The organism is Paraburkholderia sp. SIMBA_053 (assembly GCF_046534895.1).
In the GTDB taxonomy this organism is placed as follows: domain Bacteria; phylum Pseudomonadota; class Gammaproteobacteria; order Burkholderiales; family Burkholderiaceae; genus Paraburkholderia; species Paraburkholderia caledonica.
Map to the genome: position 1 here is coordinate 82,133 of NZ_JAWRXU010000003.1, position 18,373 is coordinate 100,505.

Annotated in this window: 13 protein-coding genes; 5 read left to right on the top strand and 8 right to left on the bottom strand. The window is 63.6% G+C overall.

What is annotated here, in order from left to right; genetic code table 11:
- Positions 1-26 precede the first annotated feature (26 nt).
- Both SB753_RS12380 and SB753_RS12385 read right to left on the bottom strand, forming a co-directional pair.
- Entirely contained in the window at positions 27-1,058 is a 1,032-nt protein-coding gene (locus SB753_RS12380) for a threonine aldolase family protein (RefSeq protein ID WP_087754206.1), read from the bottom strand.
- A gap of 378 nt (positions 1,059-1,436) precedes the next feature.
- Positions 1,437-3,014 (bottom strand): YbfB/YjiJ family MFS transporter, encoded by a 1,578-nt coding sequence (locus SB753_RS12385; RefSeq protein ID WP_410800332.1) that lies wholly within the window; start codon positions 3,012-3,014, stop codon positions 1,437-1,439.
- A 192-nt stretch (positions 3,015-3,206) separates the two neighbouring features.
- Here SB753_RS12385 and SB753_RS12390 point away from each other — a divergent pair, with 192 nt between their 5' ends.
- The gene (locus SB753_RS12390) at positions 3,207-4,166 is read left to right on the top strand and encodes a LysR family transcriptional regulator (RefSeq protein ID WP_310353064.1); all 960 of its coding nucleotides are present in this window, start codon (positions 3,207-3,209) and stop codon (positions 4,164-4,166) included.
- A 232-nt stretch (positions 4,167-4,398) separates the two neighbouring features.
- On the opposite strand, the gene alaS is transcribed toward SB753_RS12390, so the two are convergent.
- Positions 4,399-7,023, bottom strand: coding sequence for an alanine--tRNA ligase (alaS, locus tag SB753_RS12395; protein ID WP_410800333.1), 2,625 nt, complete (start codon positions 7,021-7,023; stop codon positions 4,399-4,401).
- A 345-nt stretch (positions 7,024-7,368) separates the two neighbouring features.
- Between alaS and SB753_RS12400 the strand changes: the two genes are divergently transcribed.
- Positions 7,369-8,589, top strand: coding sequence for a CaiB/BaiF CoA transferase family protein (locus tag SB753_RS12400; protein ID WP_410800334.1), 1,221 nt, complete (start codon positions 7,369-7,371; stop codon positions 8,587-8,589).
- Positions 8,590-8,629: 40 nt separating this feature from the next.
- On the opposite strand, the gene SB753_RS12405 is transcribed toward SB753_RS12400, so the two are convergent.
- Entirely contained in the window at positions 8,630-9,190 is a 561-nt protein-coding gene (locus SB753_RS12405; protein WP_410800335.1) for an RBBP9/YdeN family alpha/beta hydrolase, read from the bottom strand.
- Positions 9,191-9,271: 81 nt separating this feature from the next.
- Positions 9,272-11,062: a gamma-glutamyltransferase gene (gene ggt / locus SB753_RS12410; protein ID WP_410800336.1), complete on the bottom strand. Its 1,791-nt coding sequence runs from the start codon at positions 11,060-11,062 to the stop codon at positions 9,272-9,274.
- Positions 11,063-11,537: 475 nt separating this feature from the next.
- On the opposite strand from ggt, the gene SB753_RS12415 reads away from it, so the two are divergent.
- A complete protein-coding gene (locus SB753_RS12415) occupies positions 11,538-13,247 on the top strand; it encodes a glutamine--tRNA ligase/YqeY domain fusion protein (RefSeq protein WP_408192298.1) in 1,710 nt (569 codons plus the stop codon).
- A gap of 173 nt (positions 13,248-13,420) precedes the next feature.
- Here SB753_RS12415 and SB753_RS12420 read toward each other — a convergent pair whose 3' ends face one another.
- Together SB753_RS12420 and SB753_RS12425 are read right to left on the bottom strand one after the other, a co-directional pair.
- The gene (locus tag SB753_RS12420) at positions 13,421-13,870 is read right to left on the bottom strand and encodes an NUDIX domain-containing protein (RefSeq protein ID WP_410800337.1); all 450 of its coding nucleotides are present in this window, start codon (positions 13,868-13,870) and stop codon (positions 13,421-13,423) included.
- Between the two features lie 82 nt (positions 13,871-13,952).
- Positions 13,953-14,342 carry an RT0821/Lpp0805 family surface protein gene (locus tag SB753_RS12425; RefSeq protein WP_087754213.1) on the bottom strand — a complete coding sequence of 130 codons (390 nt, stop codon included), beginning with the start codon at positions 14,340-14,342 and terminating at the stop codon, positions 13,953-13,955.
- Positions 14,343-14,685: 343 nt separating this feature from the next.
- Between SB753_RS12425 and SB753_RS12430 the strand changes: the two genes are divergently transcribed.
- Complete coding sequence (locus SB753_RS12430) at positions 14,686-14,925, top strand: hypothetical protein (RefSeq protein ID WP_410800338.1); 240 nt, start codon at positions 14,686-14,688, stop codon at positions 14,923-14,925.
- A 60-nt stretch (positions 14,926-14,985) separates the two neighbouring features.
- Here the strand turns inward: SB753_RS12430 and SB753_RS12435 are convergent, their stop codons facing one another.
- Positions 14,986-16,305: a cytochrome-c peroxidase gene (locus SB753_RS12435; protein ID WP_410800519.1), complete on the bottom strand. Its 1,320-nt coding sequence runs from the start codon at positions 16,303-16,305 to the stop codon at positions 14,986-14,988.
- A 333-nt stretch (positions 16,306-16,638) separates the two neighbouring features.
- Between SB753_RS12435 and SB753_RS12440 the strand changes: the two genes are divergently transcribed.
- Positions 16,639-18,216 carry an acid phosphatase gene (locus SB753_RS12440; RefSeq protein WP_088173521.1) on the top strand — a complete coding sequence of 526 codons (1,578 nt, stop codon included), beginning with the start codon at positions 16,639-16,641 and terminating at the stop codon, positions 18,214-18,216.
- Positions 18,217-18,373: the final 157 nt, after the last annotated feature.

The following is an 18,373-nucleotide window of genomic DNA, read 5'->3' on the forward strand; positions in this document are numbered from 1 at the left end:
TTCCCGGTTTGCACAGCGGACGAACTTTACGCCGCGCACAACTCGCGGACTTCGGTCGCGAAACGCTCGACCGTTTCGGGCTGCGTGTCCCACGCGCACATCAGCCGGCAGCCGCCCGCGCCGATGAACTCGTAGAACTTCCAGCCGCGCGCGCGCATGGCCTTCGCGGCTTGCGCGGGCAACTGCGCGAAGACCGCGTTCGACTCGCGCGGGAACATGATGCTGACGCCCGGAATTTCCTGCAACCGCGTTTGCAGCAGTTGCGCCATCGCGTTCGCGTGACGCGCGTTGCGCAGCCACACGTCGTTATCGAGCAGGCCGAGCCACGGCGCAGAAATGAAGCGCATCTTGGAAGCAAGCTGGCCCGCCTGCTTCAGTCGGTAGGCGAAGTCGGCAGCGAGCGCGCGGTCGAAGAAAACCACCGCTTCTCCCACCGGCAGGCCGTTCTTCGTACCACCGAAACACAGCACGTCGACGCCCGCGCGCCAGGTGATCTCGGACGGATGCACGTCGAGTGCGGCGACGGCATTCGCGAAACGCGCGCCGTCCATATGCACCTTCAGATGACGCCGCTTGGCGATTGCAGCGATCGCGCGCACTTCCTCGACGGTGTAGACGGTGCCGACTTCGGTCGACTGCGTGAGCGTGACGACCTTGGGCTTCGGGTAATGAATGTCGGCGCGACGCGTGACGACCGCCTCGATCGCATCAGGCGTGAGCTTGCCGCCGATGCCGGGCGCCGTGAGCAGCTTCGAGCCGCCAGAGAAGAACTCGGGGCCGCCGCATTCATCGGTCTCGATGTGCGCGAGTTCATGGCAGATCACTGAGTGGTATGACTGGCAAAGCGACGCAAGCGCAAGCGAATTGGCCGCCGTGCCGTTGAACACGAAGAACACTTCGCAATCGGTCTGGAACAGTTCGCGCAGGCGGTCGCATACCTGATTGGTCCAGGAGTCGTCGCCATAGGCCGGTTCGTGGCCGCTGTTGTTGGCGGCGATCAGCGCATGGAGCGCTTCGGGACAGATGCCGGCGTAGTTGTCGGACGCGAAATGTTGCATGGTGAGCAGCGCGGCCGGCGACAGACGCGCGGGGATGACGGAAAGCCGTCATTTTAGTGCTAGAGGGCGGGATTTGTTTTTGATGGGGACGGTTTCGGGGTTGAGCGTGGGTGGATCGAGCTTGGGGGGCAAGCGTGAGGTTTTTGCGTGGGATTGCGGAAGAGGGTTGTTCGAGGATATTCGCTGGCGAGAAAGCAATCGAAGGGCGCGACGGCGCGTTGTCTCGTCACGGGGCTGCGCGAACGTCGGCAGATTTACCAAGGTGTCCGCCGCCGGTGCCCAAGCACAAGTATGCAACCGGAGGACGCGACGGCGCGTCGTCTCATCACCGGGCTGCGCGACGGTCGGCGAACTTACCGCAGGTGTCCAACCGCGGCTTTAACCGCAGCCACACTCCGGCATGCGCCCTCGCCCGCGAGGCATTCTGGCGACGGCGACAAGACCGCCCGCCCCCAGCAACAACACGCCGGCCGCCAGCCACAAAGCCGGTGAAAACGAACCGGTATGCGCGGCGATCGGCGCGGCGACGAGCGGTCCGATGATCTGGCCGAGGCCGTAGGCGGCAGTGGCATAGCCCATGAGGCCGGCCGCGTCGTCGCCGCGCAGACGCCGTGCCTCGCGCATCGCGAACAAGGTAATTGCAGTAAAGGGCACGCCGATCAGAATGCTTCCGAGTGAGAAGCCGCCCGCCGTCGGCCAGACAATGCCGAGCGCGATACCGCAGGCTTGCAACACGTAACTGCCGGCCAGCAACACGCGATTATCCAGGTGCAGCGGGAGCCGCGCGGCCAGCAATGCACCGACAATCAACGCAGCGCCGAACATCGGCCAGAACAGGTCGGGCCACGGCGAGCCGGGCAGCGCATGGCGGGCGATAACCGGCAGAAACGTCGCGGTAATGATGTATCCGAAGCCGGGCACACCGTAAAGGACGACGAGCCAGAAAGCGTCCGCGGGGTGGCTGCGACGCTCGTCGCCCACGGTCGGTCGGGTTGCGTGGCCATAGTCGCTTCGGGCGGCGGCGTTGGGCGTTGCCGGGGCAGGACTGGGCGCTACTGTTGCATGTGCGGTTGCAGCGGCGGAGACGTTTGCTTCGATGGCGTCAGGCGCGGCGGTAGCAAAACTCTTTGCCGTAGTTACGCCGGAGTTCGCGGCAGCCAGACCCTCCGGCGCCGTTGGGCCGCGCGTCGCCGGGCCAAAACTCGATGTGTGTTCTTGGCCGGCGCGTTGACCGGCGCCCGCTACCGTTCCAGTGAACGAGCCGCTAGTCGGCCTTTCGCCCATCGCCCTTTCATTGACTAAAGGCGCAGAGCGGCGACGCGCACTCCTAGCACCCGAACCGGAAGCGGCCGACCCGCCGAACGCGGACCAGACCACCATCGCCAGAACCGCCGAGATCAAGCCAAAGCCGATCCAGCCCACCGTCGCGCCATAACCGCCCGCCGCGCTGACCAGCAAGCCGGTTCCGACGATGCCCACGCCCGGCCCCGTGTAAATCACGCCGCTCCATGCAGGCTGACCGAGTTCCGCGAGCCGCCGCAGACCCCATTGCGACGCGAACACGAAAGTCCAGGCGCTCACCGCTCCGGCGATGAAGCGAACCGCGGCCCACACCCAGAACTGACTCGTGACGCCCATTGCCAGTGTCAACAGAACGGTCAGTACCAGCCCGGAACGCACCATCCGGGCGGGCTCGACGCGCAACGCCGCGCAAGTCAAAGCGCCGACGAAATAGCCCGCGTAATTGAACGACGCCAGCCAGCCGCCGTGCTGGATGTCGATCGGCGGCTGACCGAACACGCCGCCGCCATGGAGCATCAGCGGCAATAGCGGCGTGAACGCAAACCGCCCGACTCCGAGCGCGACGGCCAGCGTCACCATACAGGCGAGCGCTGCGCGCCGGGCGGCATGGGGTTCCGCGGACATGAATTGGGCTTGGGAAGCAGAATCGTTCATGGATGGCCGTTGAAGGAAACGCACGCGACATGCAGGAAGCCGCGCGGCAACTCACATGAGCTGCGGCGCGGTCGGCCCCAGCGCCGACCAGCATGCGGGCGGCGCCTGAGCCGAAGCTGTATCCATATTAGCTTGACGATTCGATCATGGAAAATGAATAATTTGGATACCATCCATCGCTAGGAGAGAATCGTGGACTTGGCAGCCTTGACGATTTTTCGGGCAGTCGTGCGCGAAAACGGCGTGACCCGCGCCGCCGCGAAGCTCAATCGCGTGCAATCGAATGTCACCACGCGCATCAAACAGCTTGAGGAGCAACTCGGGGCGGATCTCTTTATCCGCGACGGGCGACGCCTCGTGCTGACGCCCGCCGGCGAGACGCTGCTGCCGTACGCCGAACGGCTGCTCGCTCTTGCCGACGAAGCACGCCACGCGGTGCGCGCCGACCGTCCGAGCGGGCGGCTGCGTCTGGGCACAATGGAAAGTGTCGCGGCAACACGTCTTCCGGGGTTGCTCGCCCGCTATCACCAGCAATGGCCCGATGTCGCCCTCGAACTGGAAACCGGTACGACCGGCAAGCTGATCGAACGGGTGCGCGAATTCGAAGTGGACGCCGCTCTCGTGGCAACACCACTGGACCCGGCGGCGCTTGGCGACTTGTTCGAGACTGTGCCGGTGTTCAGAGAGGAACTGGTGATGCTGACGCCGCGCGGCCATCGGCCCATTCGCGGAGTGCGCGACATCGCGCTATCGACGCTCGTTGCGTTCGAGCGCGGCTGCGCCTACCGGGCCTACATCGAGAAATGGTATCTGGAGCACGGCGTGAGGCCGGCGCGGGTGCTGGAACTCGGCTCGTATCATGCGATCGTGGCTTGCGTGGCCGCGGGCGCCGGGGTGGCGGTTGCGCCCCGCTCGGTGCTGGGACTGCAAGCGGACGCGAGCAACATCGCCGTGCATGACTTGCCCGACATCGGTGTAATCGAGACATTGCTCGTTTGGCGACGTGGACATTTTTCGTCGGCCCTCAACGCGCTTAAGCAGACTCTGGTCGCGCAGGAGGGCGCCGGGGTTGTGACGGCGGAGGTGGTTGCGGGTGGAGGTTCAGACGCTGATCCAGGCGTTCGCGCTGGCGTGAGCGCTGGCGTCGCCTGATTTTCGCTACAACGCTGGACACACGGCGAGTATCTGAAATGGGCCGGTAGACGCGTCACGCCGCCGTATCTCGCTCCCCAACGGCAAGCCCGAGACGCTAACCGACCGCCGACCCAGCAAAAAAATTGGGTCACGCGCCACGCCGACAATCCGGCGCACCGCGTGACCCACTTCAGATCTTTTCAACGAGGTTCGGCTTGATCCAACGCATAACAGCCGGATCGAAACCCGATCAAAGCTGCGCTTCGACCCACCCCTTCACACCAGCAAGCGCTGCGGGCAGATTTGCCGGCTCGGTCCCGCCAGCCTGCGCCATATCCGGCCGACCGCCGCCCTTGCCGCCCACCTGCTGCGCGACGAAGTTGACGAGCTCGCCCGCCTTGACCTTCTTGCTCGCGTCCGCGGTGACGCCGGCGATCAGGCTGACCTTGCCGCCTTCGACTGAAGCCAGCACGATCGCCGCGCTCTTCAGCTTGTCCTTGAGCTTGTCCACCGTTTCGCGCAGCGTCTTGACATCTGCGCCTTCGAGCGTGGCGGCCAGAACCTGCACGCCGGACACTTCGATCGCCTGACCGGCGAGTTCGTCGCCCTGGCTTGACGCCATCTTCGACTTGAGCGCGCTCAGTTCCTTCTCAAGCTGCTTCACCTGATCCTGCACCTGGGTGATGCGCTGTGTCAGTTCGGACGGTTGAGCTTTCAGCACGGCCGCCGCGGCATTGATGCGCGCGTCGAGATCCTGCACGAAGCGCACGGCGTTGTCGCCCGTGATTGCTTCCACGCGACGGATCCCTGCCGCCACACCGCCTTCCATCACGATCTTGAAGAGACCGATGTCGCCGGTGCGTTGCACGTGCGTGCCGCCGCACAACTCGCGGGAAAAGCCCAGGTCGAGCACGCGCACTTCGTCGCCGTATTTCTCGCCGAACAGCGCCATGGCACCGCCCTTCACCGCTTCGTCGAACGGCATGACGCGCACGATGCCCGGTGCGTTCGCCAGCACTTCGGCGTTGACTATCTCTTCGACGCGGCGGATCTGCTCGTCTGTCATTGGCGCGTTGTGCGCGAAGTCGAAACGCGTCTTGTCCGGATCGACGAGCGAGCCTTTCTGCTGCACGTGCGAGCCGAGCACTTCGCGCAACGCCTTGTGCATAAGGTGCGTGGCCGAGTGGTTGCGGGCCGTGCGTGCGCGGCGCACCGCGTCGATTTCAGCCTTGACGACGTCGCCCACCTTCAGCGTGCCCTGTTCGAGCGTACCGTGGTGACCGACCACGTCGGCCTGCACTTTCAGCGTGTCGGATACCGCAAAGCGCACGCTTGCGTTGGCGAGCAGGCCCTGATCGCCAACCTGGCCGCCCGACTCTGCGTAGAACGGAGTATGGTCCAGCACGACAACGGCCTGCTGCCCGTGTGTGACTTCCTGCACCGAAGCACCATCGACATAAAGCGCGGTCACCTTCGCGTCGTCGAAGATTATTTCTTCGTAGCCGTGGAACGTGGTTTTCGCGCCCGAATATTCGAGCCCTTGCGCCATCTTGAACTTGCCCGCTGCGCGAGCCTGTTCGCGCTGACGCGCCATGGCTTCGTCGAACGCTGCTTCGTCTACCGTCACTTCGCGCTCACGACATACGTCGGCGGTCAGGTCGAGCGGGAAGCCATACGTATCGTGCAGCTTGAACGCAAGTTCGCCGTCGAGTGTCTTGCCGCCCTTCTTTTCGAGGTCGGCCAGCGCGTTTTCGAGAATCGACATGCCGTGCTCGATCGTCTCGAAGAAGCGTTCTTCTTCCTGACGCAGCACGTCGGTCACGCGCTGTTGTGCGTCCTTCAGTTCAGGGTACGCGCCGCCCATTTGCGCGACGAGATCGGCCACCATGCGATGGAAGAACGAACCCTTCTTGCCGAGCTTGTAGCCATGACGGATAGCGCGACGCACGATACGGCGCAGCACGTAGCCGCGACCTTCATTGCCGGGAATCACGCCGTCGACGATGAGGAACGAGCACGCGCGAATATGATCGGCTATCACCTTCAGCGAGTTGTTGGTGAGATCGCTCACGCCGGTTTCGCGCGCGGCAGCCTGAATGAGCGCCTGGAACAGGTCGATCTCATAGTTGCTGTGCACGTGCTGCAACACCGCGGCGATTCGCTCGAGACCCATGCCTGTGTCGACGCACTGCTTGGGCAGCGGCGTCATGTTGCCTTGCGCGTCGCGATTGAATTGCATGAACACGAGATTCCAGATCTCGATGTAGCGGTCGCCGTCTTCTTCCGGCGATCCCGGCGGGCCGCCCCACACGTCCGGGCCGTGGTCGTAGAAAATTTCCGAGCACGGGCCGCACGGGCCGGTGTCTGCCATTTGCCAGAAGTTGTCCGACGCGTAACGCGCGCCCTTGTTGTCGCCGATGCGGATGATGCGCTCTACCGGCACGCCGACTTCTTTCGCCCAGATGTCGTGCGCTTCGTCGTCTTCGTGATAGACGGTGACCCACAGCTTGTCTTTCGGCAGCTGGTACACGCCCGTCAGCAGTTCCCACGCGTAGTGGATTGCGTCACGCTTGAAATAGTCGCCGAACGAGAAGTTGCCCAGCATTTCGAAGAACGTATGGTGGCGCGCGGTATAGCCGACGTTTTCCAGATCGTTGTGCTTGCCGCCCGCGCGCACGCTGCGCTGCGCGGTAGTGGCGCGCGAATACGGACGCGACTCCGCGCCGAGGAACACATCTTTGAACTGCACCATTCCCGAATTGGTGAAGAGCAGCGTCGGGTCGTTGCCGGGCACAAGGCTCGACGAGCGAACGATCGTATGGCCCTTCGATTCGAAGAACTTGAGGAATTTCTCGCGGATTTCGGCGGCTTTCATAGCGTGCGGGGGACGGTCCTGACTGTTTCCAGACTTTTACCGGCGGCATCGGAAGATGCGCCAACTGTTTGTTTCTTAAACGACTGATTATACGGGATCGGCGGCCTTGCGCGGCGCGCTGCCGCGTGGTTAGCCGTTCGGCCAGGTCGCACCGGGTAGTGTGAGACACAGGACGCGGCAAGCCGCGCATGGGTCCTCGCGTGGCTCTTGCAGCGCTTGCGAGAATTGCGCGTCATTCGTCTTATGACGTTTGGCCGACTGCGCCGGCGCCCGCGAATCGCTTAAGATTGCCCACATACACGGTGCCTTGCGCGCCGGCCGCTTACATAGGAGACATCGACAAACATGGGCGCTCTCAGTCATATCCGCGTGCTGGATCTCACCCGCGTGCTCGCCGGCCCCTGGTGCGCGCAGACGCTTGCCGATTTCGGCGCAGACGTGATCAAGATCGAACGCCCCGACGTGGGTGACGACACGCGCCACTGGGGCCCTCCGTACCTCAAGACGCCCGAGGGCGCGGACACGCGCGAGGCGGCTTACTATCTCGCCGCGAACCGCAACAAGCGCTCGGTGACCATCGACATCGCGTCGCCAGAAGGTCAGCGGATCATTCGCGAACTGGCCGCGCAAAGCGACGTGGTGCTGGAGAACTACAAGGTCGGGCAACTGAAGAAATACGGCCTCGATTACGCGTCGCTGAAAGAAGTGAAGCCAGATCTGATCTACTGCTCCGTAACCGGATTCGGGCAGACGGGACCGTATGCGCAGCGCGCGGGCTACGACTTCATCGTACAGGGGATCGGCGGATTCATGAGTATCACCGGCGAGCGCGACGGCCAGCCTGGCGGCGGCCCGCAGAAGGCCGGCGTGGCGATTGCCGATCTCATGACCGGCATGTATTCGACCATCGCCGTGCTCACGGCTCTCACGCACCGCGACCGCACCGGGCAAGGCCAATATATCGACATGGCATTGCTCGACGTTCAGGTCGCAATGCTCGCCAACATGAATTCGAACTACCTCGCGAGCGGTCAGCCGCCAGTCCGCTGGGGCAACGCGCATCCGAACATCGTGCCGTACCAGACGTTCCAGACGAGCGACGGCTGGATCATCGTCGCGGTCGGCAACGACGGCCAGTTCCGCAAGTTCGTCGAGGTGGGGCAACGCCCGGAACTTGCCGAAGACGAGCGTTTCGCGACCAATCCCGCGCGCGTGCGGCATCGCGAGGTGCTCGTGCCGATCCTCGCAGAGATGGTCCGCTTGAAGGGCAAGCAGGACTGGATCGCGGCGCTCGAGGCAGCCGGCGTGCCGTGCGGTCCGATCAACGATCTCGCAGAAGTGTTCGAAAACGAGCAGGTGGTGGCGCGCGGCATGCAGGTCGATCTGCCGCATCCGTCGGGCGGCACCGTCAAGCTGGTGCGCAATCCGATCAATATGACGGGCACGCCGCCACAAGCGCTCACGCATCCGCCCACGCTCGGAGAGCATACGGAAAGCGTTCTGCGCGACGTACTCGGTTACGGCGACGAACGGATCGCGGCGTTACGCGGGCAATCCGTGATTTGAGAAATGCCCGCTTCCGCCCGGGCTGCCTCTCGTCCCGCGCTCAAGCGGAAGCGCGCAGCGCAGCGAGCCAGCCGCGCGCCTCGTCCCAATCGCCGAGCCCGCTGTCGGCATTGATATGTCCGCGCGGACCCACGTCGATCCAGCGGCTGCCCCACGCGTTTGCGCAGGCTTGCGAGAACGGCACGCCGCCGTATGGATCGTCGCTACTCGCGACCACGATGCTCGCAAACGGCAAACGCCCAGTCGGCACGGGCGCGAATCCGCTCGCGTCCTGCGGGAAGTTCGCTCCAGCGGGATCGGGAACGGCGACCAGCAACGCGCCTGCAACTTTGCCGAGCTGCGCGACGCTCGCGTACTGCGTGGCCCAGAACGCGGCCGTCAGGCAACCGAGGCTGTGGGCCGCGAAGACGACCGGACCATCAGCGGCTGCCACCGCTGAGTCGAGCGCGCGGCACCACGCATCGCGCACGGGATAATCCCAGTCAGGCATCTGCACCCTCGCGAATGCAGGATCGAGAGCCTCCCAGCGCGTCTGCCAATGCCCTGCGCCGGAGTTCTGGTAACCCGGCAATACGAGTACGCCCGGCTGTCGTGCGTTCATTGTGTTCCCCGTAGATTTTGTTTTAGCGTGCAATCGCGGCCGACCGCTATTAGCGGTGGCCGGCTGCAACCCGTCGAGCGCTCAACGTATCACACGTCCTGTTCCCATGCCACGTGGATCGGCGGCCGGCTCGGGCGTCGTGCCGTCGATGCGGATCATCTGCACGTCGCCGTTGAACGACTGCCCTTCCAGCGCGTAGCCCAGGTCCTGCAGCGCGGTGGCGAGTTCGCCCGTAATGGGATGGTACGGCTCGAAGTAAATCGTCTTGGGCGGCAGTAACTGATGATGAAAGCGCATCGCGGCGAGTGCGTCGCCGGGCGGCATATTGAAGTCGTAGAGATCGGTCATGACCTGGAAGATCGACGTGAGAATGCGCGATCCTCCGGGCGTCCCGATCACGAGCGACACCTTGTTGTCCTTTAGCAGGATGGTCGGCGTCATCGACGAGAGCGGGCGGCGGCCCGCCAGCACCGTGTTGAGTTCCGCACCCGCGGCAGGCGTGGCACCGGTCGCAGCCGTCGCACTGGTCGAGCCAGACTGGCCCGCGGCGCCGGCCTTCGTTACGAAGTCGTCCATCGCGTCATTGAGCAGGAAACCCGCGCCGTCGACCACCACGCCCGAGCCGAATTCGCCGTCGAGCGTCGTGGTGTTCGACACCGCGTTGCCCCACTTGTCCACGACAGAGAAATGCGTGGTCTGCGCTTTTTCGGGTACCGCGTCGCCCAGGCCGGGTTTGACCGGCGTCGCGCCTGGCGCTTCGTCCGCACTGACTTCGGAGGCGCGCTGGCTAAGGTAGGCGTCGTCGAGCAGTTTATCGACCGGCAGCTTGTACGAATCCGGGTCGCCCAGGTACTGCTGGCGATCGGCGAACACGCGGTCTTCGATCTGCGCGACCAGATGGATATACGGCGCGGAGTTCACTTCGAGCCCGTCGAAAGCCGGCTTCAGATCGGCCTTCATTTTCAGCATCTGGATCAGCCCCACGCCGCCCGAACTCGGCGGCGGCGCTGTCAGCACCTGATAGCCGTTCCAGTCTGCAGTGAGCGGCTGACGCCACACGGCCTTGTATTGCAACAGGTCACCCTTCGTGACGAAACCATGCCCGTACATCTGCTGCGCGAGCAGATCGGCGGTGCGCCCTTCGTAGAACTCACGGCCGCCGTCGCTCGCAATCCGTGTGAGCGTTTGCGCCAGTTCCGGCTGCCGATAAGTGGCGCCGGCTTTCATGCCCGAGAAATAGGCGTCGAAGTTCGTCCTTCCGGCGAAATTCTTCGCCGCCGCGTCACGCTGCTGCTGGAGCCGGGGATCGACCTGAAAGCCTTCAGTGGCGTAGCGGATGGCGGGCGCGAGTACCTGCTTCCACTTCAGCTTTCCAAAACGCTGCTGAGCCTGCCACATACCGTCGACGCTGCCCGGCACAGCCACCGCGCGATGGCCGATGGAGCTCATGCCCGGCACGACGTTGCCTTTGTCGTCGAGATACATGTCGCGCGTCGCCTGTTGCGGCGCGCGCTCGCGGTAGTCGAGAAAATACGGCTTGCCGTCGACGAACAGCGTCATGAACCCACCGCCGCCGAGGTTCCCCGCATCCGGCCGCGTGACGGCCAGCGTGAACGCGATGGCCACGGCGGCGTCCACCGCGTTGCCGCCTGCGGCGAAGATTTGCTGCGCGGCGTCGGCGCTGTAGCGATCCGGCGCGGCCACCGCGGATGCATCGAACACGGCTTTAGGCTGCGGCGTTTTGGCGAACACCGCGGCAGGCGCGACGATGCACGCAGCGAACGTGGCCGATAACGTGGCGGCCGCGATCAGTCGCGCGAACGAAGTAAAGGCAAAGGGCGCGCGAGGCGCGTCGTGCGTCAAGATTGGCATCCGAGGAACTCCGGCAACTAAGGGCGCCATGTTGCACGAACAGAAAAAGTCCGAGCAAGGCGAGACGGAACGTGCGGCTTGCGTGAGCGCAGCGCGAGGCGGATGCGCCGCCACGGCGCATCCTGCACCGTTCTTAAATGATCGGCGGGCGCCGACGTGGCCGCCCGGGGCGGCGCGCGGCGGCCTGACCGGCAACGCGCGTTTCCTGCGCCCGCGCAGACCCGCGCCGACCGGCATGCTAAGTCGCTGTCAGGCGCTGAACAAAACGATTTACCTCCTGTTACAGCCGGTCTGCGCATCGAACTGCGCCCGAACTGCCGCGCAAGTCCTCGCATAACTCGCGGCGCGGCGCGCCATGAAAGCCGCTCGAACGTCGGCTGCGCGCCGCACTCGCCTGCCGCATCGTGCCTCGTCAGGTAGAATTGTCGGATAAGTGGGCGTATTGCGCGCCCCCGACAGACTTTCACCATCTCGCATGAATACCGAACGCAACGACGCGCCAGCGGCATCCAATTTCATCCGCAACATCATTGACGACGACAACCGTACCGGCAAGTGGGGCCAGCGCGTCGAAACGCGCTTTCCGCCCGAGCCGAACGGCTATCTGCACATCGGTCACGCCAAGAGTATCTGCCTGAACTTCGGCGTGGCGCGCAGCTATGGCGGCGTATGCCATCTGCGCTTTGACGACACCAATCCGGAAAAGGAAAGCGTCGAATACGTCGATTCGATCATCGACGCCGTGCGCTGGCTCGGCTTCGAGTGGCAGAAAGACGGCAAGGAACACCTCTACTACGCGAGTGACTACTACGACAAGCTGTACGAATTCGCCGAGTTGCTCATTCAGCGCGGCAAGGCGTATGTCGACAGCCAGTCCGCCGAGGAAATGCGCGCGAACCGCGGCTCGGCTACCGAGGTCGGCACGCCGTCGCCCTTCCGCGAGCGTTCGGTGGAGGAAAACCTGGACCTGTTCCGCCGCATGAAGGCGGGCGAGTTCAAGGAAGGCGAGCACGTGCTGCGCGCGAAGATCGACATGTCGTCGCCGAACTTCAACATGCGCGATCCGGTGCTTTACCGGATCCGCTTCGCGCATCACTACCGCACGGGCGACAAGTGGTGCGTGTATCCGATGTACGACTACACGCATTGCATTTCGGACGCACTGGAAAACATCACGCATTCGCTGTGCACGCTCGAATTCGAAGACCACCGTCCGCTGTACGACTGGATTCTGAACGAGCTGGCCGAAGCGGGTATCTTCACGCGCCCGCTGCCTCAGCAAATCGAATTCTCGCGTCTGAATCTGACGTACGCGATCACCAGCAAGCGCAAGCTGCTGCAACTCGTGAACGAAGGCCATGTGGATGGCTGGGACGATCCGCGCATGCCGACCATCGTCGGCGTGCGCCGTCGCGGGTTCACGCCTGAGTCGATCCAGTTGTTCTGCGAGCGTATCGGCGTAACGAAGGTCGATTCCTGGATCGACATGAGCGTGTTCGAAGGCGCGCTGCGCGACGATCTCGACGAAAAGGCGCCGCGCATCGCCGCCGTGCTCGACCCGCTGAAACTGATCATCGACAACTTCCCTGAGGGACTCACCGAGCCGTGCAGCGCGCCGGTGCATCCGCATCATCCGGAACAGGGCATGCGCGAGTTTCCGATTTCGCGCGAGCTGTGGATCGAGCGCGACGACTTCACCGAAACGCCGCCGAAGGGCTATTTCCGCCTCTTCCCGGGCAACAAGGTGCGTCTGCGCTACGGCTACGTGATCGAATGCACGGGTGCCGAGAAGGACGAGAACGGCAACATCGTCGCGGTGCATTGCAGCTACTTCCCGGACAGCCGGTCGGGCACCGAAGGCGCGAACAACTACAAGGTCAAAGGCAACATTCACTGGGTCAGCGCGGCAGCCGCGTGCCCGGCCGAAGTGCGAATTTACGACCGCCTCTTCAAGGAACCGCAACCGGACGCAGGCGGCCGCGATTTCCTCGAAGCGCTGAATCCCGACTCGAAGCGCGTGGTCAACGCCTACCTCGAACCTGGCGCGCACGGCACGTTGCCTGAACAGCGCTATCAGTTCGAGCGGCACGGTTACTTCGTCGCGGACCGCGTGGACTCGCAGCCGGGCAAGCCCGTGTTCAACCGGATCGTGAGTTTGCGCGACAGTTGGGGCAAGCCGGCGTAAGCGGCGAAGCCAACGGCTAATGGCAAGCGTCGCCGCTTCAGAGGGCGTTAGCCGCGCACCAATAATCGACCAGGGCGTGCATCTGTTTCATCGGATGCACGCCTTTTCTTTGTGCGTGCCTTCTCGCGTCGGGAATCGTTGATAGCAATGCCGACAGAAGCGCTGCCGCGCCGCTATAACGACCGATGCAATTCCGTCAGTGAAAGCGTGGTTTGAAAGAGCCGCGCGAGGCTGCGGCTCGCGTACTTTTCCACTTCGTCGGGCGCGGTCCAGCGATAGGCATCCATCTCGGGAATCAGCTTACCGTCCGAGCGGCGCGGAAACAGCGACGTGCATGTGTAGGAACTCAGGTCGAGTTCATCGACGGTGGCGCGCGCTGCGAACAGATGCAGATCCTTGTCGCGCCGGTAGACAAAGAGGCCCAAATCCTTCAGACGCTCCGGCTCGATTGCGACTCCGGTCTCTTCGATCATCTCGCGCAGCGCGGTGACGTGCGGCGCCTCGCCTTCCTCGCCATGACCTTTCGGAATGTCCCAGTGCGATGTCTCGGTGGCATGCGCGAGCAGCACGCGGCCTTCAGGATCGAGTAGCACGATTCCGCACGAGACGATCCGCGGGCTCATCGCCGCCCCGACCCAGTCCGACTCACGGCATCCGTGCGGGCTCGCGAACGACCCGCCGGCATTCCAACGACTGGATGCATGCCTAATTCTTCTTCTGCAACTGCCACTTGCCGCCGCCCTGCTTGCAGAACTGCGGGCGCAGGTTCATGGACTGCCCTTTTGCATTGAGCACGACACCGAGGTCGCGACACGTGCGCTCACCTTCCTTCGACGTGCTCGCGATCGTAATGGTCGCGTCGATCTTCACGCTGTTGCGCGTGCCTTCATTGACCCAAGTGATGCTTTCGCCGTCGTGCTTCTGGTCGAGTGCGGCGAAGACCGCCTGCTTGATCGACTCGACGTCGCGTTCTTTCATGTAGCTGATCGGCGTGTCGTTGAGGAAACCGAGATTCGCCGCTTGCGCGCCGATGGCCGCTCCAAGCAGGAGACCGGCGGCGGTCAGTTGACGGAGTGCACGAGTTCGCATCGACATGAAGGGGCTCCTCGGAAACGTTTTACTGCGTTTTTGGGCGGTCTCGAGCGCACTGATGGCCGCGCTTGATCTGGACCCCAAAAGCATAGCATGTCCGTCGTGACAGCTTGGGCGCGCTGCACCGAGGCGACCCGTTCCCCTTCCACGCAACGATCGCCCGCCGAAACAATGCGCGATGTGCGCCTGCAGCTCGCGACCGGTTGTCGCTCTATTAGCCGCTCTTACCTAATCACTCTGATTTAGGCGCTCTCATTTTTAGGATGGCTCCCATATCACCGTGCGTCACGCTTTCCTAAGATTGGCCGTATTGCGCTTTCGCGCTGCTCCCTTCAAACGCCCAATCATGGAATTCACCGTTGCACTGGAAACCTTTGCCGTCGCACTGGCGCTGCTTTGCGTGGCGCTCGTGCCGGTCGCTATCCGAGGCGATCCCGGTCTCGCGCGGCCTATCGTCCGGATCGACGGACTGCGCCGTCCCCGCTGGCCGAACCTCGTAACGCGCGCCGGCATCGCATGCATGCTCGTCTCTTTTGCGCTGCTGCTCGCCGCCTGTTTCTGCATCGTCGCCGGCGCGTCTGTCTGAAGCGCCAGGGACCGCGAAGTCACATCGGGCCGACGGCGCGCTGCTCCCGATGCTTGTTCGTCAGTTCCCCACCTTGTAGCCATCGGTGAGCGTGTTCAGAAACGCCACCATGTCCTTGATCTCCGCATCGTTCAGCGCAGGTCTGTCGCCCGGCTTGCGGTCGAACGGCGGCTCCGTATTCAGATTCGCCCAGTAGCGCTGCGGCAGATCGTCGAACTTCTGGACCTTCCCCTTCGACACCGGATAGAACTTCTCCGGGTTCGTGTCGCGTTCGGCATAAAAGTGCAAAACCTGTTCGAGCGAATGATAGATACCGTTGTGGAAGAAACTCTTCTTCAACGCGACGTTGCGCAGCGTCGGCGTGCGAAAGATGCCGCAGAACTCCGCGCGTCCCTGCAGGTCGGTGCGCTCCGGGCCGCATGCGCCAAGATCGTAGAAGCGCGGATCGCGGTTCACGGGCAGCGCGCGATTGCGCGGCACACCGATCGCAATCAGCCCGAAGTCGCTGAACTGCGGCGGCGCCCCGTCCAGCGTCCGTTGACTAATGTGACAGCTCGCGCAGTTGCCCTTCTTTTCGTCGTTGAAAAGTTGCAAACCGTGCAGCTCGGCTTTTGTGAGCTGCGTTTTTCCCGCCAGATAAGCGTCGTATTTGCTGGTGTACGGGTAGAACACTTCGGGCGTTTGCTCGAAGGTTTCGAGCGCCTGCAGCACGGCTTTGAAGGTCGCGTCGTCGCTATCGAAAATATGTTCGCCGAACGCGGCGCGGAAGGCGCCCGCATACGGCGCGGCCTTGATCGCGGCGGTGACCTTGGCCGGCGAGCTGCCCATTTCGAACGACGACAACAACGGAATGCGCGCCTGGTCGCTGCCGCGATCCACGCGGCCGTCCCACGTGAGGCCGCCGGTTGGACCGGCATCGACGCTTTCGTCGCCTTCGTCGTCGGACTCGTGATAGTGCTCGGCGAACGCCGGCACCGATTGCAGATATTTGAGCGTCGGCGCCGCGCGCATGCCGGTGCGGTGCATGTCGCCGCCGCCCAATTGCACGGACAGCGAGTTGGCCGGCGAGAACGCGTGATCCGGACTGTGGCACGACGCGCACGCCAGCTTGCCCGAGCCGGATAGCGACGGATCGAAGAACAGCTGCTTGCCGACCGCGGTCATCTGCCGCACGGATTCGTAGACTTGTGCGCGCGATTGACCACCGGCCGGCGTTGGTTGCGTCACCTCATGTGCCACCTCACGCGCCGCGACCCGCACGACGGCCGCACCGGAACCCACCGAAGCACGCGCCGCACTCGCACCCGCATCCGCATCCGCATCCGCGGCAGCGGCCGGCGTGCCGGCATCGCAGCCGGCGAGACTCATGCTCACCGCCATTCCCGCAACCACGAACGAAAGCGCTATCGCGCGACATCCGCGGTTGACCGCCGGCCTCGCGCGCGACAGCGCCACGTCAGGCGCTACTGTTTTCCGGATCCCCGTCAGACCGAGTCGCATGTGAATGATGTGAATGTGCGATATGAAGTCCGCGAGCGTATTTCATGGATATGACGTTCAAATGACATTCGCCCCACAGCGAATCGCCGCGCCGAAGCAATTCGTAATGAATACATCTTTCTGTCAAATTGCATCGCCACACTTTCGCGGGCGGTCATCGAGCTATCAAACGCACCCGGCCCGTCCCCAACGCGAGAGAGAGAACTTACAAAGATGAACAAGAAACTGATCTGCGCGGCGCCGTTGGCGATCGCTGCAGCGTTAAGCCTTTATGCATGCGGCGGCAACGAGGTTACGCAACCGGACATCACGTCGATCAAGAACGTTGTGGTGATCTACGCGGAAAACCGCAGCTTCGACAACCTGTACGGCAACTTCCCTGGTGCCAACGGTTTGCAGAACGTGAGCGCGGCGAGCGCGAAGCAGTTGGATCGCGACGGCTCCACGCTCGCGACGCTCCCGCAGGTCTGGAACGGCCTCACGCAAACCGGCGTGACGCCGGTCGTCACGCAGGCCATGACGGCCAACTTGCCGAACAGCCCGTTCGCGATCGACGACCCCAACGGTTTCAACACGCCGATCACCGCGACGACGCGCGATCTGTATCACCGCTTCTATGAGAACCAGATGCAGATCGACGGCGGCAAGAACGACAAGTTCGCCGCATGGGCCGATTCGGGCGGCCTCGTCATGGGCCATTACACGCTCAATGCGGACAAGCTGCCGCTGTGGAAGATCGCGCAGCAGTACACGCTTGCCGACAACTTCTTCATGGGGGCATTCGGCGGCTCGTTTCTGAATCACCAGTGGCTCGTGTGCGCGTGCACGCCGACCTATCCGAACGCGGACAAGAGCCCGGCGGCCGGTTCGATTTCGGCCGTCGAAAGCGACGGCGTGACGCTCAAGGTTGCGTCCAATTCGCCGGCTTCGTCGCTCAATGGGCCGCCGAAGTTCGTGCTGTCCGGCAACCTCACGCCTGACTTCTACGCGATCAACACGATGCAGCCGCCGTATCAGCCGAGCGGCAACAAGGCGGCCTCGGGCGGCGACGCGAATCTCGCCGATCCGGGCGCGGCCACCACGTTGCCCGCGCAGACGCAGCAACACATCGGCGACCTGCTGAACAATGCGAAGGTGTCGTGGGCATGGTACGGCGGCGCGTGGGGCGCGGCATTGAGCGCGGCACAGAACGGCACGTCGAACGTGATTTACGGCGCGAATCTGACGGCGCCTAATTTCCAGCCGCATCATCAGCCGTTCAACTACTTCGCGGATCTCGCACCGGGCACGGCAAACCGCTCGCAGCATCTGCTGGACGGCGGCCTCGGCGGCTCGGAGTTCATCAAGGCGATCGACAGCGGCACGCTGCCGCAAGTGACGTTCTACAAGCCGCAAGGCAACCTGAACGAGCACCCGGGCTATACCGACGTCGCGTCGGGCGACCAGCATATCGCGGACGTGATTTCGCATCTGCAGAAGAGCCCGCAGTGGAACAACATGCTGGTGGTCGTCACTTACGACGAAAACGGCGGCTTCTGGGATCACGTCGCGCCGCCCAAGGCGGATCGCTGGGGTCCGGGCACGCGTATTCCGGCCCTCATCATCTCGCCGTTCGCGAAGAAGGGTTTCGTCGATCACACGCAATACGACACGACTTCGATCCTGCGCTTCATCACGCACCGTTTCTCGCTGCCGACGCTCCCGGGCATCGCGGCGCGCGACTCGGCGCTCGTCGCCAACGGCGGCAAGCCGATGGGCGATCTGACCGCCGCACTGAACGTCAGGCAGTAAGCGCGACAGCGCAGCGGCACTGGTAAGCAACAGCCGGCCTTGCGGCGCGGCTTTCGACGGGCAGCTTCGGCTGCCCATTTTTATTGGCGCGATTTATCGGCGCGACGCATAGACCCGCAGCCGTGATATGGGCGTGATGACCGGTGACCTTCGGCGC

Coding starts and splice junctions, on each gene's coding strand:
- SB753_RS12400 (WP_410800334.1), top strand. CDS start 7,369: ATGGGCGCTCTCAGTCATATCCGCGTGCTGGATCTCACCCGCGTGCTC.
- SB753_RS12440 (WP_088173521.1), top strand. CDS start 16,639: ATGAACAAGAAACTGATCTGCGCGGCGCCGTTGGCGATCGCTGCAGCG.
- SB753_RS12405 (WP_410800335.1), bottom strand. CDS start 9,190: ATGAACGCACGACAGCCGGGCGTACTCGTATTGCCGGGTTACCAGAAC.
- SB753_RS12430 (WP_410800338.1), top strand. CDS start 14,686: ATGGAATTCACCGTTGCACTGGAAACCTTTGCCGTCGCACTGGCGCTG.
- ggt (WP_410800336.1), bottom strand. CDS start 11,062: ATGCCAATCTTGACGCACGACGCGCCTCGCGCGCCCTTTGCCTTTACT.
- alaS (WP_410800333.1), bottom strand. CDS start 7,023: ATGAAAGCCGCCGAAATCCGCGAGAAATTCCTCAAGTTCTTCGAATCG.
- SB753_RS12385 (WP_410800332.1), bottom strand. CDS start 3,014: ATGAACGATTCTGCTTCCCAAGCCCAATTCATGTCCGCGGAACCCCAT.
- SB753_RS12380 (WP_087754206.1), bottom strand. CDS start 1,058: ATGCAACATTTCGCGTCCGACAACTACGCCGGCATCTGTCCCGAAGCG.
- SB753_RS12435 (WP_410800519.1), bottom strand. CDS start 16,305: ATGGCGGTGAGCATGAGTCTCGCCGGCTGCGATGCCGGCACGCCGGCC.
- SB753_RS12420 (WP_410800337.1), bottom strand. CDS start 13,870: ATGAGCCCGCGGATCGTCTCGTGCGGAATCGTGCTACTCGATCCTGAA.
- SB753_RS12425 (WP_087754213.1), bottom strand. CDS start 14,342: ATGTCGATGCGAACTCGTGCACTCCGTCAACTGACCGCCGCCGGTCTC.
- SB753_RS12415 (WP_408192298.1), top strand. CDS start 11,538: ATGAATACCGAACGCAACGACGCGCCAGCGGCATCCAATTTCATCCGC.